We start from the raw sequence: 14,611 nt of genomic DNA, 5'->3' as shown, positions 1-14,611 counted from the left end.
CAAATCCATCCACCCGGGCCTCTGCGTAGCCGGGCGGGCGGATGCGGGGGTGGCTGGCTTTCGCTGCGCCTCGGTGGGGTTGCGGGTGGCGGGCCGCTTGGCAGGCGGTTGCGGGGGTGGTCGCCGGCTTTGAGGGCAGGTCCTGGCACGTGTCCACCGCTGGGCGGGACCGTGCCGCCCCGGTGTCGGGACGGGCGTGGAACTTTTTCGGCTCGGGTGGTCGATTGCCGTCCTGACCTGCGCACCCGGGGTGTGCGGGTCAGCAGGTTCGGACAAGAAAGAGCGGGATCTTCCCGACATCCGGGCACCGTCTGGACGGCTCGCACCCGGTGCGGGAAGGTGTGGGCGTCGACCACCGTCCACGTCCACAGTGGACCAGGAGGAAACGGGTGCCCACGTTGGCTGTTCTCCCCTCTCGCGGCGCGGCGCGGGCCGGTGTCCTGGCGGCGGCCACGGCGCTGTTCGCGGTCGCCCTGGCCGGGCCCGCCTCGGCCCACGTCACCGTGTCGCCCACGGCGGTCAGCAAGAAGGGGGTGTCCCGGCTCACCTTCCAGGTGCCGAACGAGTCCCCGACGGCGGGGACGGTCTCGGTTCGGCTGACCCTGCCGCTGGACACGCCGGTCACCTTCGCCATGCCCGCGGCCAAGCCCGGCTGGACCGCGGCCATCGGGGAGAAGGACCTGGACAAGCCGTTGAACGTCGGCGGCTACGAGGTCACCAAGACCGTGCACACGGTGACCTGGACCGCCGCCCCGGGCACCCGGCTGGAGCCGTCGACCTTCACCCTCTTCGAGGTCCTGCTCGGCGAGCTGCCGCAGAACACCGACAGGATCCTGCTCCCGATCACCCAGACCTACGACGACGGCAAGGTCGTCGACTGGGCCGACCCGCCCCTGCCCGACGGCGGCGAGCCCAACTCCCCGGCCCCCGTGCTCACCCTGACCGACGGGGGCGCGGAGCACGACGCGCACGCCGCCCCGGCCGCCGCGCAGCAGACCGCGGCCGAGACGCCGTGGCTGGCGGTCTCCGCGCTGGTCGTGGGGGCGCTCGCGCTCGGCCTGTCGATCGGCAACCTGCTGGCCCGCAGGCGCAAGACCGGCTGAGCGCCCGGCCGGGGCCGCGCGCGGCCCCGGCCGGACGGGTTGTCAGCCGCCGGGCCACCAGCGCGACAGCAGCGAATTGTCGTCCTCGCGCCTGCGCGACGTGGCGGCCAGGACACCGCCGCCGACCAGGAGCAGGGCCACGCCGATGCCCAGGGGCAGGGCGATGTCCGCACCGGTGCTGGCCAGGCCGCCGCCGGGCTTCGGCCCCGCCGAGTCGGAGGTGGAGCCGCCCGTCGAGCCGCCCCCGGCGGTTCCCGGGGTCGGGCCGCCCGCCGTGCCGCCGCTGATCCCGTCGCCGCCCACCGGGCCGGGGGTGGGCGGTGGGGGTGCGTCGCCCGCCAGCAGGGCCCTGCTCTGGGGCAGGTCGTCGGTGTAGAGGTCGACCACCCTGGGCCGGGTGTAGGGGCCCGGGGCTCGTCGTAGCCGACCACGACCACGACCGACCAGCCGCCGGAGCAGCCGGGGCTGGTGGGCGCCCAGACGTTGCTGACCGGGAGTTGGATCGGCGCCCCGGTGGGAGCGCCTGCCGACGCCTGCGTGGCGTCGGCCCAGTCGCTGTAGAGCAGGCTGGGCTCGGTCAGCCCGTCGGTGGTGCGGAAGTGGGCGGGGTCGCGCTGAACCGGCACCGGGTTGCCGCCCGCCACCGCGATCCGCACCTGCTGCTGCGCCGGGGACGCGGCGGGGGAGGCGGCGGCTCACCCCGCAACGTGGACGTTGTGCGGGCCGGCGACCCCGTCCCCGTTGCCGTCGGTGGCCCACCTGGCCCAGGTGCCGGGGATGAACTGCATCGGGCCGACCGCCCGGTCCCAGCGCGCGTCGCCGTCCAGCCCGCCGAGGTCGGTGTCGCCGATGGCGGCGACGCCGGGGGCGCCGTCGAGCCGCGGTCCCAGGATCGCCTCGACCGTGGTGCCGCCCGCGTCGACCCGGCCGCCGCGGGCGTGACCGGATTCCACCTTCCCGATGGCGGTCAGCAGGGACACCGGCACCCCGCACCCCGGCTGCGAACCGGCCAGCGCGAGCGCGGCCCGCCGGTAGGCGGCCGGCACGGGGGCCGGGATGCCCGAGACCGACGCGGGCCGGTCCACGACGGTCCCGCCGCCGGGTGAGGTGCGCTCGACCACCGGCACGACCGGGGGTGCCGCGGTCGGCGGCGTGCCGCCGTCCACCCCGGGGACCGGGGCGGGCACACCGTCCACGACGCGCGGCCGGACCGGGGCCGGGTCGACCTCGGCCCCCTGCCGCGCCCGCGCACCGGGCGACCGGCCGCCCCGATCGCCGACGTGGTGAGCAGCGCCGCGATCACGGCGGCCGTGCGCGGCACCGCGCGCTGCCCTCGGGTGGGTGGGGTTGTTCGGGTCATGCCCCCGAGTGGAGCACCGCGGGCCCCGTTCCCGGGGCCCGCCAACGCTTTCCTGCCCCCGGGGGCAACCCTTCCCGCCCGCGCGGGTTCCTCAGGGGGTCAGGCTGCTCAGGGTGAGTTCCGCGAAGTGGTGCGCCACCTGCTCCGCGCTGAGCGGACCGTCCGGCTGGTACCACAGGCCGAGCCGGTGGATCGCGCCGAAGTGGTAGCTGACCGCCAGCGTCGCCGGGACGTCGGACCGGAACGTCCCGTCCCGCTGCCCCTCTTCGATCAGGGCCTTGACCCGGTCGTGGTAGCCGCGGCGCTCGCCGCGGACCATCTCGCGCACCCGGGGGGACAGCAGGTGGAAGGACTGGAAGAAGACCACCGCCTCGTCCAGGTCCGCGATCGTCGACTCCACCACGTCGCTGATGATGGCGTGCAGCTTCTCCCGCAGCGGCAGGTCGGAGTCGGCGATGGCCTCCATGCGCAGCCGCTGCCCGCCCTGCATCTGCCGGTAGACCTCGACGAGCAGGTCTTCCTTGGTGGCGAAGTAGTGGTAGAGGGCTCCCGTCGTCACCCCCGCCGCGTCGGCGATCTCGCGGACGGGGGTGGCGTCGAAGCCCTTGCGCGCGAACAGGGTGATGGCCGCGCGCACAACTCGGTCACGTACAGGCACCGCGTCAGCCAACCAGAGCCACTTCGGCCGGGGTGCGGCGGGCGGTCGGCGCGGCGGTGATCGGGCCGGTGCCGCGGTCGGTCACCATCGGCTCTTGGACGACCTTCGGGGTCAGGTCGGGGGAGACGGTGAACACGAACGCCCCGGTGTAGCCTGCGTGCGAGTCCTTCGAGAACGCGAACGGGGTCATCCCCGGCCCGGACAGCGAGCCCGACGACATGGCCTCCAGCAGCTTCGAGCGGGTCAGGTCGCGGCCCGCCAGCTTGACCGCCTGGGCGAACGTGTACGCCTGGGCCATGCCGGAGACCAGCGTGTTGGTGAGCGGCACGTCCGGGATGTAGCGCTGGTGGATCTCCTTGAACAGGGTGATCCACGGGTCGTCGGTGTCCACACCGGGCAGGTAGCCCGCGCCGATCATGCCGGTGAGCAGGGCCGACGGCGACACCTCTGCCCCGGCCTGCTTGCTGAACGCCGACAGCAGGCCGCTGAGCGTGCGCGTGTCGGCGCCGATGCTGTTCACCACGAACTGCGGCTTGTAGCCCAGCCGGGCGGAGGTGAGGACGGCCAGCGCGGTGAACGCGGGCACGCACTGGCACACCACGACCTCCGCGCCCGCGCCCTTGAGCGCGGTGAGCTGCGGCAGCACGTCGGTGTTGGCCGAGTCGTAGGGCTGGCGGGAGACGACGGCGTCCTTCAGGAACTGGTCCAGGCCGGCCTGGGCGTCGCGGCCCACGTCGTCGTTCTGGTAGAGCACACCGACCTTCTTGCCCGCCAGGTTGTCCTTGACGTACTTGCCCAGGATCTTCGACTCGCGGGTGTAGTCCACCTGGAAGCCGTAGGTCATCGGCCGGGCGGTCGGGTCGTCCCACGCCAGCGCACCGGAGGACACCAGGACGTCCGGCACGCCCTCGGTGGTGAGGAAGTCGAGCACCTTGGAGTGCGTCGGTGTCCCGAGGCCGCCGACCACGGCGAACACCTGGTCCTGGAGCACGAGCTTCTTGACGACCTCGACGGTCCTCGTCGGGTTGTAGCCGTCGTCCTCGACCCGGTAGTCGATCTTGCGGCCGTGGATGCCGCCCGCGTCGTTGACGTAGGAGTAGACGGCCCTGGAGCCCGCCGAGATGGAGGAGTAGCCGGAGGCGGCCGGGCCGGTGAGCGGTTGGTGGGTGCCGATCACGATGGAGGTGTCGGTGATGCCCGTGGTCTCGTTCTTCACCCCGCTCGCGCCGCCGCCACCGGGGTTCGTCTCGCCCGCGCCCCCGCAGGCACTGAGCAGCAGGAGGGCCGAGAGCCCGATGGTCTTAGCCTTCAACGACATGGCTGTCCTTCCGACGCCGGAGCGGGATCTTCCCGAGCAAGCCGTGGATCCCCTGGGGGAGCACCAGCACCACCACGATGAGCACGACACCGAAGATCGCCAGCGGCAGGAAGTTGGCGACGTCGGTGCGCAGGGACAGGCCGTGGGCGAGTTCCTCCGCCCCGGCTTGCAGGTACACCAGGGCCAGCGCGCCCCACAGCGCGCCCCAGAGGCTGCCGACACCGCCGAGCACGACCGCGGCGAGCAGCGTCAGCGACAGGGCGGGGGTGAACGAGCCGGGGGCCGCGGTCCCGAGCAGGAACGCCTGCAACCCGCCCGCGAGCCCGCCGCAGACGGCGCTGACCAGGAACGCCAGCACCTTCGTCCGCCCGACCCGGATCCCGGCCAGCGCCGCGGACACCTCGTCGTCGCGGACCGCGCGCATCTCCCGGCCGATCCGGCCGGAGGTGATGTTGGCCAGCACGACCATTCCCAGCAGGACGGTCGCCCACACCACCCACGCCTGCCAGCGGGTGGTGGGGACGTCCAGGCCCGCGGGCAGGCTGTTGACGGTGAAGCCCAACCCGTTGCTGCCGCCAAGGAAGTCCGGGAAGCGCTGGGTGATCGCGGGCAGGCCGACCGCCAGCGCCAGCGTGGCCCCGGCCAGGTACGGGCCGTGCAGCCGGGCCGCGGCGGCCCCGGTGAGCACCCCGGCGACCCCGCTGACGGCGGCGGCGATGAGCAGGTCGGCCCAGAACGGCAGGCTCGGCACGTGGGTGACCAGCAGCGCCACGGTGTACGCGCCGACGAACAGGAATGCGCCGTGCCCCAGCGACACCTGCCCGGTGAGCCCGGTCAGGACGGTCAGCCCGGCGGCGGCCAGCAGCAGGTACCCGACGGTGGCGACCCGGACGTTGGTGAACGGGTCGACCACCGAGGACACCGCGACCACCGCGGCGAAGGCGAGCAGCGCCCAGAGCAGGTGGCGCACCAGCGGCGGCAGCGACGACGCCCGCGCCCGCTTCCCCGCTCGCCCGGTCTTGGTTCCCGCCGCCCGGACTCCCGCTGCCCGGACTTCCTTTTTGGACACCATCACACCCTCCTGGCCACGCCGCGCCCGAACAGGCCGTGCGGGCGGAAGGTCAGCACCAGCACCAGGATCGCCAGCGACGCCAGGGTCACCAGCTCCGGACCGACGTACCCGGACACGTACGACAGCACCACGCCCAGGCCGAAGCCGCCGATGATCGTGCCCACCGGGTTCTCCAGCCCGCCCAGCACGGCCGCGGTCAGCGCGTAGACGAACACCGCGTCGAGCACCGTGGGCGACAGGAACGGCGGCGCCGCGAGCACCCCGGCGAGCGCGCCCACCACCGCGGCCAGCGTCCACCCGATGGTCAGCATCAGGCCCACCCGCACCCCGACCAGGCTCGCCACCTCGGGTTTGAACGCCGCCGCCCGCATCCGCAGCCCCAGCGTCGTCGCCCCGAACAGGGCCAGCACCGCCCCGGCGGTCACCAGCACGACCACCACCACGAACACGGCGGCGGGGGAGAAGGCGCCGCGGAAGTCGAAGGCGTAGGGGAACGACTTCGGCTCCGCCGACCAGATCATCCCGCTGACCGCCTGCAACAGCATCAGCAGGCCCAGGGTGGCGATCACCGGGGCCAGCTCCCCGGACCGGCGCAGCGGCCGCATCAGCACCCGCTCGGTGAGCGCGCCGAGGACACCGCCCGCCACGAGCGCCACCAGCAGCCCGAGCCAGTAGCCGCCGGTCGCGCGGTTGACGCTGTAGGCGAGGTAGGCGCACAGCAGCGCGAGGGCGGGTTGCGCGAAGTTCACCACCCGGGTCGCCCGGTAGATGATGACCAGTGCGAGCCCCAGCGCGGCGTAGATGGCGCCGTTGGTGAGCCCGCCCAGGGTGAGCGTGAGGAAGTCGGGCATCAGAACCCCAGGTAGGCGTGTCGGAGTCGGTCGTCGTCGAGCAGGTCCGCGGCGGGCGCGTCGGCCACGACCCGGCCCAGGGACAGCACGTAGCCGTGGGTGGCCACCGACAGGGCGCCGCGGGCGTTCTGCTCCACCAGCAGCACGGTCAGCGCCAGTTCGCGCAGCACGCGCAGGATGCGCGCGGTGACCATCGGGGCCAGCCCCAGGGACGGCTCGTCGAGGATCACCGCCCGCGGTCCGCTCATCAGCGCCCGGCCGATGGCCAGCATCTGCCGCTCCCCGCCGGAGAGCGTGCCCGCCTGCCGGTCGAGCCGCTCGGCCAGCGGCGGGAACAGCTCCAGCACCTCCCGGCGGGTGCGGTCGCGGTCCGCCCGCGCCCGCCAGAGGCCACCCAGCTTGAGGTTGTCCGCCACGGTCAGCTCGGTGATCACGCCACCGTTCTCCGGCACGTGCGCCAAACCGCGGCGGACGATCCGGTCGGGTGCCCAGCCGGTGATGTCCTCGCCGTCGAAGGTGACTGTCCCGGCGTTCGGTGTGGCCAAGCCGCTGACAGTGCGCAGCAGCGTCGTCTTGCCCGCCCCGTTCGCCCCCAGCACGGCGGTGATCACGCCCGCCCCGGCGGTGAGGTCCACCCCGTCGAGGGCGCGCACCGGTCCGTACGCGGTGGCCAGGTCCTGTACTCGCAGCACGGTCAGCCCGCCGTTCCGAGGTAAGCCGCGGTGACCCGCTCGTCGGCGCGCACCAGCTCCGGTGGCCCGTCGGCGATCACCCGGCCGAAGTCGAGGACGGTGATGTGGTCGCACACCCGCATCACCATGTCCACGTGGTGTTCGACCAGCAGCACCGCCGTGCGGTAGGTGAGCCCGCGCAGCAGCACCACCAGCTCCTCGACCTCCACTTCGGACAGACCGGAGGCGGGTTCGTCGAGCAGCAGCAGTTCCGGCTCGGCGACCAGCGCACGGGCCAGCGCCACCCGCTTGCGCACGCCGTAGGGCAGCGCCCCGGGCAGCGCGTCGCGCCACTGGGCGATGTCGAGTTCTTCGAGAACACCGAGGGTGCGCTCGGTCAGCCGCCGCTCGTCGCGCGCGGCCCCGCGCAGGCCCAGCAGGGTGCCCAGGGCCGAGGACCCGCGGTGCCGGTGCGCGCCGACGAGCACGTTGTCCAGCACGGTCGCGCCCGCGAACAACCCCAGCCCCTGCACGGTCCGGGTGATCCCGAGCCGGGCCAGGTCGTGGGTCCGGTGGCGGCGCAGGGACTCCCCGTGCCAGAGCACCTCACCGCCCACCGGGCGCACGAACCCGCAGATGACGTTGAACAGCGTCGTCTTGCCCGCCCCGTTGGGGCCGATGACGCCGTGCACCGTGCCGGGGCGCACGGCCAGGGAGACGTCGTCGAGCGCGGTCAGCCCGCCGAAGCGAACGGTGGTCGCGGACACGGTGAGCACGGGGCCGCTCTGCATCGGGGCCAACTCCTTCGGACGCCTCTGTCCTCACGGAATGTCCCACTATCTGGGACCGACCATACCGAGCGTTCGGTATGTCGGGCAATGATGCGACCGCGACCCCCGCCCGTCAAGGGGCCTTTCGGTCCACCCGGGGTTTTTCGCCCGGTTTCAGCCCCGGCGCTCGGCGTGCACCGGGCAGTAGTGCCGCGGATCGGTGCGGTCGCGCGGCAGGTACCGCTCCGGGGTGTGCACCAGCGGCGTCGAGGCGGGCAGCCTGCCGGACGCGCGGTCCAGGCCGTCCCGGGCCCGCGGGTGCTTGCGCAGCCGCGGCGGCACCAACCGGAACACCAGCCCGACGGCCGCGCCGAACACCCGGTGCGCCCGTTCGTCCCACGTGGACCACCGGTAGCCCAGCAGGTCCCGCACCGGCTGGTCGTACATGCCCACGGTCACCCACACGAACCCGCGCGCCACCACCGCGCGGACCGGCCGCCACAACCAGTCCGGCAACCACGGCGCGAACGGCGGCGCGGGCAGCGGGGTCAGGTCCAGCACGTCCCGGGTGGCCTTGTTGTCCTCCAGCACCTCGCGGCACATGTGGTCCCAGTAGCGCTGGAAGTCCTCCCAGGTGTCCGGCACCGGGCGCGTGCTGACGCCGTACCGGACGTACCAGGTCTTGTGCTCCTCGAACAGTTCCCGCTTCTCCCGCTCGCTGATCCCGCCGCAGAAGTGTTGCGCGGTGAGCAGGGTGCCGTAGAAGAACGTGGCGTGCGCCCAGTAGAAGACATCCGGGTCGAGCGCGTGGTACCGCCTGCCCCGCGCGTCGACGCCCTTGATGTCGCGGTGGTAGTCCCGCACCTCCCGCCCGGTCTCCTCGGCCCGCTCCCCGTCGAACACCACGCCGCCGATGGGGTAGAGCGAACGGAACAACCGCTCCCACCGCTCCTCGAAGAACTCGGAGTGCTGCTCCACGGCGGCGCCGAGCTTGGGGTGCATGTTCTGCATCGATCCGGCCCAGAGACCCTGGAGCATCCCCCGCCAGTCGCCGAAGTACTTCCAGGTGACCGACCCCGGCCCGAGCCCCTCCGCCACGACGTCCCCTCCGGCAGGATCGACCACCCCGTCGCCGGCCTGACAACAGGTGTTGTCAGGCTAGGAGTCGACAACGCCCGTTGTCAATGAGGGGCGGTTCGAGTCCGGTGGTCACGCCGGGGGTTCTCCGTCCCACAGCGGTCGCAGCGGTTGTACCGCTCCCGATTCGAGCGCGCGGAGTTCGGCCTTGTCGCGGCGGTGGGTGAGGTGGGAGCGGACCGTGGCGATCTCGCTCCGCACGTCCGCTCGCCGGGTGCTCCTGGCCCGGGCGCCCAGGTCCGCGACGGCCGCCGACACCTCCGGTGTGATCGACAACCGGGTCTCCTCTCCGGGGCAGCGGGTCGGCGATCGGGTGCCGGGCCCGCCGCCCGCTACGCGCCAAGGGGACGGTCGGCGGTGTGCCAGGATCGTCGCGTGGACCACGGGCTCGTGATCGGACCGGAGTCGGGGGTACCGGTGGGGGAGTTGCTGCCGCTCTACGGGGCGGTCGGCTGGTCGGCCTACACCGACTCGCCCGATCTGCTGGCGGCCGGGGTGGCCGGGTCGTCCTGCGTGGTGACCGCGCGCCGGGACGGGCGGCTGGTCGGCCTCGCCCGCGCGTTGTCCGACGGGGCGACCGTCTGCTACCTGCAGGACGTGCTCGTGGACCCGGCCGAGCAGCGTCGCGGGATCGGCCGTGCGCTCGTGCGGGCGGTGCTCGACCACCACCGCGCGGTCCGGCAGAAGGTCCTGCTGACCGACGACGAACCGGGTCAGCGCGCCTTCTATGAGAGCCTGGGCTACGCCGAGATCCGGGACCACGGGCCCGGTGCGTTGCGCGCCTTCGTCCGCTTCGACAACGCCACCTGAGCCCAGCGGCCCGGTAGAGGTGTGCGGTTCGGAGGTGCCGCCGGGTGGGTCAGGGGGCGGGGTTCGCCGTGAACTCGTGGGAGGCGTTCTCCAGCCAGGTCTTGACCAGGTCGACCTTCTGCCCGGAGGCGACGGTGTCGGCGGCGCCCTGGTTGCCGGTGTCGAAGTGGACGGTGACCGCGTGGGTGGTGGAGCGGTTCCACGCCGACGTGGCGTTGTTCTTGACGCAGGCGCCGAGGCCGGGGCCCGGGCCGGTGAAGGTGTGGCAGTCCGGCGCGGTGTCGCCGTAGTCGGCGACGGTGGCGGTGAAGTCGGCGAGTGCGCCGGACTGGTCCTGGCCCCAGTACAGGCAGAACTCGCCCTCGTCGCACACCCCGTCGCCGGGGGTGGCGGCGGTGGCGGTGCCCGCCATCGACACGATGAGCACGATGATCCCGGCGAAGGCCGCCGCGGTTCGGGTGAGACGCTTACCCATGGTGTTCCTCCCGTTGAGGCCGTGGCGCCGCCTTACCGCGCGCCCCCACGGGTCGAGCCTGCTGCACTTTCCGGCCCGGTACCGGCGCGACCACCCCATCGGGTGCCCATCACCCCTCGATCGGCACCTTCCCCCCGGCGTCGCCCGACCCGCGGCGGGGTCGGCCGCGCCCGTCCGCCGCGACCGGGCGGGCAGGGGCGAGAATGGTCGCGATGGCCTCCTCACTCGCCGACCGCCGTGCCGCCCGCCGTGCCGCCCTGCTCGCCGCCGGGGTGGCGCTGCTGGGTGACCCCGCCCGCCCCGGTGTCTCCGTCCGGGCGGTCTGCCGGGCGACCGGGCTGACCGAGCGCTACTTCTACGAGAGCTTCCCCGACCGCGACGAGTTCGTCCGCGCCGTCTACGACGACGTCGGCGCCCGCGCGCACGACGCCCTGGTGGCGGCCACCGGTGGCGCCGAGCGGGAGGACCTACCGCGGGCCGCCGTGGCCGCGTTCGTCGACCTCATCGTCGGCGACCCCGCGGTGGGGCGGGTGCTGCTGCTCGGGCCGCTGACCGAGCCCACCCTCGGGTCGCGCGGGCAGGAACTCGTCCCCGCGTTCGTCACCCTGGTCCACGACCACCTCACCGCCGCCGACCCGGCCGAGCGGCAGATGATCGCCCTCGGTGTGGTCGGGGCGCTCACCACCCTGTTCATCGCCCACCTCGACGGCACGCTGACCGTCTCCCGCGCCCGGCTCGTCGACCACTGCACCGCCCTGGTCGCCTCGGCGGGGCGGGCGTAGCACCTTCCACAGCACGCTCGGCGCGAGCAGCACCGCCGGGCTGCGCACCAGGTGCGCGGCGAGGGAGAACCGGCGGAACACGTCCGGGTCACCGGGGATGGCGCGGTCGAGGCGGGCGAGGTACCACTGGGCGAGCCGGGCGCGGGCCGGGGTGGGGCGCGGGTCCCAGGTGAGGTCGGCGCCGGTGGCCATGGCCCAGGGCAGCGCCAGGGCGCGGGCGACCCGCCTCTGGAACACCCTCGGCAGGTCCGCCGCGCCCCGGTGGAGGAGGTCGTCGAGGATCTGCGCCTGCACGGCGGTCACGGTCATGCCCTGGGCGTAGACGGGGTTGAGCGTGCACACCGCGTCGCCCAGGCAGAGCAGGCCGTCGGGCCGGCGGGGCATCCGGTGGTAGCGGATCCAGCGGCTGTCGAGGTGGGCCATGCGGTGCGCGCGGCCGAGCGGTTCGCCGCCGGTGATCGTCTCGGCGAACTGCGGGCTGCGCAGGGAGCGCGCGTAGGCGAGGAACCCGGCCGGGTCGGTCGGGGCCGCCTGGCCGTCGGCGCCCATCAGGGTGAGCAGGCGGTGCCCGTCCTCGGTGGTGACGAGAACACCGCCGCGGCGGCGGTCCGGGGCGCGCGGGAACTCGGCCACCGTCGTCCAGTCCGCTGTGGACGGTGCGCGGAACAGGCGGGTGGTGTAGACGCCCCCGCCGGTCACCGCCAGCTCCTCCGGCCTGCCGAACCCCGCCGCGCGCAACCAGGTGGGCAGCTCCGTCAGGCGGCCGCTCGCGTCCACGACCAGGTCGGCGCCGATCTCCTCGTGCGCGGCCGGCAGGGCGGACCCGGTGACGCCGGTGACGCGGGTGCCCCGGGCGTCCCAGCACAGGCCGTCCGCGGTGAAGCCGGGCCGGGTGGTGACGCGCGGGTCGTCGAGGACCCGGCGGCGCAGGCAGCGCTCCAGGGTGACCCGGGTGGCGGTCTGGATCGGCAGGCCGATCCGACCGCGCGGGGCCCAGCCGGTGGGGAGGCGGTAGCGGGCGCTCTCGCCGAAGTCCACCCGGGCGGCGCCGCGCGCGGCGAGTTCGTCGCCGAGGCCGGGGAAGAGGCGTTCGAGCACCGCCGACCCCCTGGCCGGCAGGGCGTGCGGGTGGTGGGCCTGCGGGATGCCGCGCCGGTGCGCGGATTCCGCGGTCACCGGGTCCTGTTCGAGCACGACGACCTCGGCGAAGTGTCCGCTGAGCACCCGGGCCGCGCACAGGCCGCCGAAGCCGCCGCCGATCACCACCGCGCGCTGTGCCGCCATGCCGCGAGGGTGGCACCCGGACCGGGGTGGCAGTGACCCGGGCCACAAAGCTCACCCGATCGTCGCAACTCGAATGAGCCTCATTATGTCGGGTCGGGTTCAGGCGCGGCGCCGCACCGACCCGGCGGTGGCCGGGCTCGGTGGGTCGTCCGACCAGGCCCACGTCACCGCCGCGGGCTGCGGCAGCGGGTCGGCACCGGGCAGCGCGCACAGCGCGACGACCCGGTCCAGCGACAGGCCCAGCGCCCCGGCGATCGCGGCCACGGTGAAGAACGACGGCCCGGCGATCCGCCCGGCCTCGATCTTGCGCAGCGTCTCGCTCGGCAGCCCGGCTCGCTCCGCGATCGCCGCCAGGGTGCGGTTTCCCCGCGCGGTCCGCAGCAGCGAGCCGAGCCGCCTGCCGCGTTCCCGCTCCTCGGGCGTCAGGGGGTGTCGGACCATGATCCGGACGCTAGCGGTCCGGCCGGGGCCGCCGCACCGGTCGAGAGACCCGGAAGTCGTCCGCGATCAGCGGTACCGCGGTGGGCCGAACGGCCTCCCGGAGGGGTGGGCCGAACGGGCGGGGGACCGCCGAAACCCGATCGCGCCTCGACGTGGTCGTCTACCTTGCTCGGGTGGTCGGCCGGTCCGGGGCGCGGCGACGACGGCCCCCGGCGCGGCACCGGCGAGGGACGAGGAGTGGCGGCATGACGGAGTCGAACCCGGAACTGGCGAGGTTCCCGCTGGCGGGCGGCGGGGCCGTGCTCGTCGAGGTGGACGGGCGGGCGGGGGTGGAGCGGGCGGGCAGGCTGCCCCGGGTGCTGCTGGAGGCCAAGACCGGCTTCGACGGCGCCCTCGCCGAGGTGCGCGACGCCGCGGTGGCGGCGCTGGCCCAGTTCACCACCATGGCCCGGCCCCCGGAGGAGATCGAGCTGAAGTTCGGCATCAAGCTCGACGCCGAGGTCGGGGCGGTGATCGCGCGGACCGGGGTGCAGGGCCAGTTCGAGGTGAAGCTCAAGTGGCGCAGGGACCCCGCCCCGCTGGAGGACGAGTCGGTCGAGGAGTCCTGACCTGCCGCGGGGGAGCGGCACGCCGCTCCCCCGCGGCGGGCTCAGCCCACCATGTCGGCCAGCAGGGCCGTGGGCGCGGCGAGGGCGGCCAGCGCCTTGTCCACGGTCTCGGTGCTGACCACGTTCTCGTCGTGGCTGGCGGTCAGCTCCATGTGGTCGCGGGTGCGGATGGCGAAGACCGTGATGCCGTCCGGGCCGTAGGAGGGGCTGAAGCCGAAGAAGCGCTTGGTCCCCGTGTCCAGCCACGGCATGTCCGCCAGGCCGGGCAGGGTGGGCATGGAGTTGAACGTCAGGGTGACCTTGTCCGGGCGCGGGGCCAGGGTGGGCGCGGGTTTCGGGGTGGCCGCGACCGCGCCGACCAGCGAGCCGAGGGCGAGCGCGGGCAGGGCGCGGCCGGTGTCGCGGGCCTGCTTCATCGCGGCCTCCACGGCGGCCGGGTCGCTCAGGTCGGTGCGCAGGTAGAGGCTCTTGGACAGGTTGCCCCACCGGGGGTCGTCCGACGGGCCGAGCATCCCGCGGATGTCGAGCAGCGCCCACAGCCCGTCCTCGTTGAGCGGGACGCCGTGGGAGACCAGCGCGCGGTGGGTCATGCTGGTGAGGACGCTGGTGATGGAGATGCCCCTGGCGTGGGTGTTGCGCCAGCGGGTGATCTCGCGCAGCGCCGGGTTCGGGATGACCGCCCCGGTGAAGTCGGGGCGGGTGCGCTCGGGGGCCGTGGTGGCCGCGGCGACCGGGGGAGCGGTGCGGTGGCGCACGTAGTCGACCCAGTCCCGGCGGTGGGTGCGCAGCCCGGCGCGCAGCGCGTGCAGCACGGTGCGCGTGGGGGTGCGGGCGGCCAGCTCGTCCAGGCCGGTGCCGCGGGTGGCCGCCATCAGCAGCCGGGTGAAGGTGGACGCGTCGCCGACGGCGTGGCTGATGTCGCCGAGCACCGCGGTCGGGCTGACCACCAGGCGGACCGGCAGGTCGCGCGGCGGCGCCAGGTGGGCCTTGATGTGCCCGGTGAGGTCCTCGGGGTCCGGGTCGGGGGCGGTCACCACCATCCGGGCCACGTGCTCGGCGCGGTCGCCCGCGCGCACCGGCAGCCAGCGGCCGGTGGCCTCGTCCAGGCGGGAGGAGATGGGCGAGTCCGGGTACAGGTGCGTGAAGCGCAGCAGCGCCGCCCGGATGGCCTCGACGTCGGTGGCCACCGGGGTGACCAGCAGGACCGAGCGCTGGCGCAGCCAGGGGCGGTCGAGCGGGCCGACGCGGCGCGGGCGCGGTCTGTCGGTCAT

At 74.2% G+C, this 14,611-nt stretch carries 18 protein-coding genes; 3 read left to right on the top strand and 15 right to left on the bottom strand.

Annotated features, from left to right (window positions below; genetic code table 11):
- Positions 1 to 389: 389 nt before the first annotated feature.
- Complete coding sequence (locus tag L6E12_RS33960) at positions 390 to 1,103, top strand: DUF1775 domain-containing protein (protein ID WP_236232012.1); 714 nt, start codon at positions 390 to 392, stop codon at positions 1,101 to 1,103.
- Positions 1,104 to 1,145: 42 nt separating this feature from the next.
- Here L6E12_RS33960 and L6E12_RS33955 read toward each other — a convergent pair whose 3' ends face one another.
- From L6E12_RS33955 to L6E12_RS33910, 10 genes are all read right to left on the bottom strand, one after another.
- The gene (locus tag L6E12_RS33955) at positions 1,146 to 1,490 is read right to left on the bottom strand and encodes a hypothetical protein (protein ID WP_236232011.1); all 345 of its coding nucleotides are present in this window, start codon (positions 1,488 to 1,490) and stop codon (positions 1,146 to 1,148) included.
- Positions 1,491 to 1,798: 308 nt separating this feature from the next.
- Positions 1,799 to 2,290 carry a hypothetical protein gene (locus L6E12_RS33950; RefSeq protein ID WP_236232010.1) on the bottom strand — a complete coding sequence of 164 codons (492 nt, stop codon included), beginning with the start codon at positions 2,288 to 2,290 and terminating at the stop codon, positions 1,799 to 1,801.
- A 264-nt stretch (positions 2,291 to 2,554) separates the two neighbouring features.
- Complete coding sequence (locus L6E12_RS33945; RefSeq protein WP_236232009.1) at positions 2,555 to 3,121, bottom strand: TetR/AcrR family transcriptional regulator; 567 nt, start codon at positions 3,119 to 3,121, stop codon at positions 2,555 to 2,557.
- 4 nt (positions 3,122 to 3,125) lie between these two features.
- Positions 3,126 to 4,439, bottom strand: a complete 1,314-nt coding sequence (locus L6E12_RS33940; RefSeq protein ID WP_236232008.1) for an ABC transporter substrate-binding protein — start codon at positions 4,437 to 4,439, stop codon at positions 3,126 to 3,128.
- The gene (locus tag L6E12_RS33935) at positions 4,423 to 5,508 is read right to left on the bottom strand and encodes a branched-chain amino acid ABC transporter permease (RefSeq protein ID WP_236232007.1); all 1,086 of its coding nucleotides are present in this window, start codon (positions 5,506 to 5,508) and stop codon (positions 4,423 to 4,425) included. The genes L6E12_RS33940 and L6E12_RS33935 overlap by 17 nt, the downstream gene beginning before the upstream one ends.
- Positions 5,509 to 5,510: 2 nt before the next feature.
- Positions 5,511 to 6,362 carry a branched-chain amino acid ABC transporter permease gene (locus L6E12_RS33930; RefSeq protein WP_236232006.1) on the bottom strand — a complete coding sequence of 284 codons (852 nt, stop codon included), beginning with the start codon at positions 6,360 to 6,362 and terminating at the stop codon, positions 5,511 to 5,513.
- Complete coding sequence (locus L6E12_RS33925; RefSeq protein ID WP_236232005.1) at positions 6,362 to 7,054, bottom strand: ABC transporter ATP-binding protein; 693 nt, start codon at positions 7,052 to 7,054, stop codon at positions 6,362 to 6,364. Before L6E12_RS33925 ends, L6E12_RS33930 begins: the two co-directional genes overlap by 1 nt.
- 2 nt (positions 7,055 to 7,056) lie before the next feature.
- Positions 7,057 to 7,824, bottom strand: a complete 768-nt coding sequence (locus L6E12_RS33920; protein ID WP_236232004.1) for an ABC transporter ATP-binding protein — start codon at positions 7,822 to 7,824, stop codon at positions 7,057 to 7,059.
- Between the two features lie 153 nt (positions 7,825 to 7,977).
- Entirely contained in the window at positions 7,978 to 8,901 is a 924-nt protein-coding gene (locus L6E12_RS33915; protein ID WP_308075431.1) for an oxygenase MpaB family protein, read from the bottom strand.
- Between the two features lie 111 nt (positions 8,902 to 9,012).
- Positions 9,013 to 9,216 carry a hypothetical protein gene (locus tag L6E12_RS33910; protein ID WP_236232003.1) on the bottom strand — a complete coding sequence of 68 codons (204 nt, stop codon included), beginning with the start codon at positions 9,214 to 9,216 and terminating at the stop codon, positions 9,013 to 9,015.
- A gap of 99 nt (positions 9,217 to 9,315) precedes the next feature.
- On the opposite strand from L6E12_RS33910, the gene L6E12_RS33905 reads away from it, so the two are divergent.
- Positions 9,316 to 9,750, top strand: a complete 435-nt coding sequence (locus tag L6E12_RS33905; protein ID WP_236232002.1) for a GNAT family N-acetyltransferase — start codon at positions 9,316 to 9,318, stop codon at positions 9,748 to 9,750.
- A 49-nt stretch (positions 9,751 to 9,799) separates the two neighbouring features.
- Here the strand turns inward: L6E12_RS33905 and L6E12_RS33900 are convergent, their stop codons facing one another.
- The 4 genes from L6E12_RS33900 to L6E12_RS33890 all read right to left on the bottom strand — a co-directional run bounded on the left by L6E12_RS33900 (position 9,800) and on the right by L6E12_RS33890 (position 12,732).
- Positions 9,800 to 10,225, bottom strand: a complete 426-nt coding sequence (locus L6E12_RS33900; RefSeq protein WP_236232001.1) for a peptidase inhibitor family I36 protein — start codon at positions 10,223 to 10,225, stop codon at positions 9,800 to 9,802.
- A gap of 221 nt (positions 10,226 to 10,446) precedes the next feature.
- A complete protein-coding gene (locus L6E12_RS35850; RefSeq protein ID WP_374201994.1) occupies positions 10,447 to 10,650 on the bottom strand; it encodes a hypothetical protein in 204 nt (67 codons plus the stop codon).
- 42 nt (positions 10,651 to 10,692) lie between these two features.
- Positions 10,693 to 12,291 carry an FAD-dependent oxidoreductase gene (locus L6E12_RS35845; RefSeq protein WP_374201993.1) on the bottom strand — a complete coding sequence of 533 codons (1,599 nt, stop codon included), beginning with the start codon at positions 12,289 to 12,291 and terminating at the stop codon, positions 10,693 to 10,695.
- A gap of 99 nt (positions 12,292 to 12,390) precedes the next feature.
- On the bottom strand, positions 12,391 to 12,732 hold the full coding sequence (locus L6E12_RS33890; protein WP_236231999.1) for a helix-turn-helix domain-containing protein: 342 nt from the start codon (positions 12,730 to 12,732) through the stop codon (positions 12,391 to 12,393).
- Positions 12,733 to 12,977: 245 nt separating this feature from the next.
- On the opposite strand from L6E12_RS33890, the gene L6E12_RS33885 reads away from it, so the two are divergent.
- Positions 12,978 to 13,340 (top strand): CU044_2847 family protein, encoded by a 363-nt coding sequence (locus L6E12_RS33885; RefSeq protein ID WP_236231998.1) that lies wholly within the window; start codon positions 12,978 to 12,980, stop codon positions 13,338 to 13,340.
- 41 nt (positions 13,341 to 13,381) lie between these two features.
- On the opposite strand, the gene L6E12_RS33880 is transcribed toward L6E12_RS33885, so the two are convergent.
- Positions 13,382 to 14,611, bottom strand: a complete 1,230-nt coding sequence (locus tag L6E12_RS33880) for a hypothetical protein (RefSeq protein ID WP_236231997.1) — start codon at positions 14,609 to 14,611, stop codon at positions 13,382 to 13,384.

This window comes from Actinokineospora sp. PR83 (assembly GCF_021056305.1).
Taxonomy (GTDB): domain Bacteria; phylum Actinomycetota; class Actinomycetes; order Mycobacteriales; family Pseudonocardiaceae; genus Actinokineospora; species Actinokineospora spheciospongiae.
Note: the sequence above shows the minus strand (reverse complement) of the source record. Positions and strands in the feature narration are given on the sequence as shown.

Bases quoted from the DNA above. Each gene is read 5' to 3' on its own strand.
- L6E12_RS33940 (WP_236232008.1), bottom strand. From the start codon at position 4,439: ATGTCGTTGAAGGCTAAGACCATCGGGCTCTCGGCCCTCCTGCTGCTC.
- L6E12_RS33930 (WP_236232006.1), bottom strand. From the start codon at position 6,362: ATGCCCGACTTCCTCACGCTCACCCTGGGCGGGCTCACCAACGGCGCC.
- L6E12_RS33920 (WP_236232004.1), bottom strand. From the start codon at position 7,824: ATGCAGAGCGGCCCCGTGCTCACCGTGTCCGCGACCACCGTTCGCTTC.
- L6E12_RS33900 (WP_236232001.1), bottom strand. From the start codon at position 10,225: ATGGGTAAGCGTCTCACCCGAACCGCGGCGGCCTTCGCCGGGATCATC.
- L6E12_RS35845 (WP_374201993.1), bottom strand. From the start codon at position 12,291: ATGGCGGCACAGCGCGCGGTGGTGATCGGCGGCGGCTTCGGCGGCCTG.
- L6E12_RS33890 (WP_236231999.1), bottom strand. From the start codon at position 12,732: ATGGTCCGACACCCCCTGACGCCCGAGGAGCGGGAACGCGGCAGGCGG.
- L6E12_RS33885 (WP_236231998.1), top strand. From the start codon at position 12,978: ATGACGGAGTCGAACCCGGAACTGGCGAGGTTCCCGCTGGCGGGCGGC.
- L6E12_RS33880 (WP_236231997.1), bottom strand. From the start codon at position 14,611: ATGACCGACAGACCGCGCCCGCGCCGCGTCGGCCCGCTCGACCGCCCC.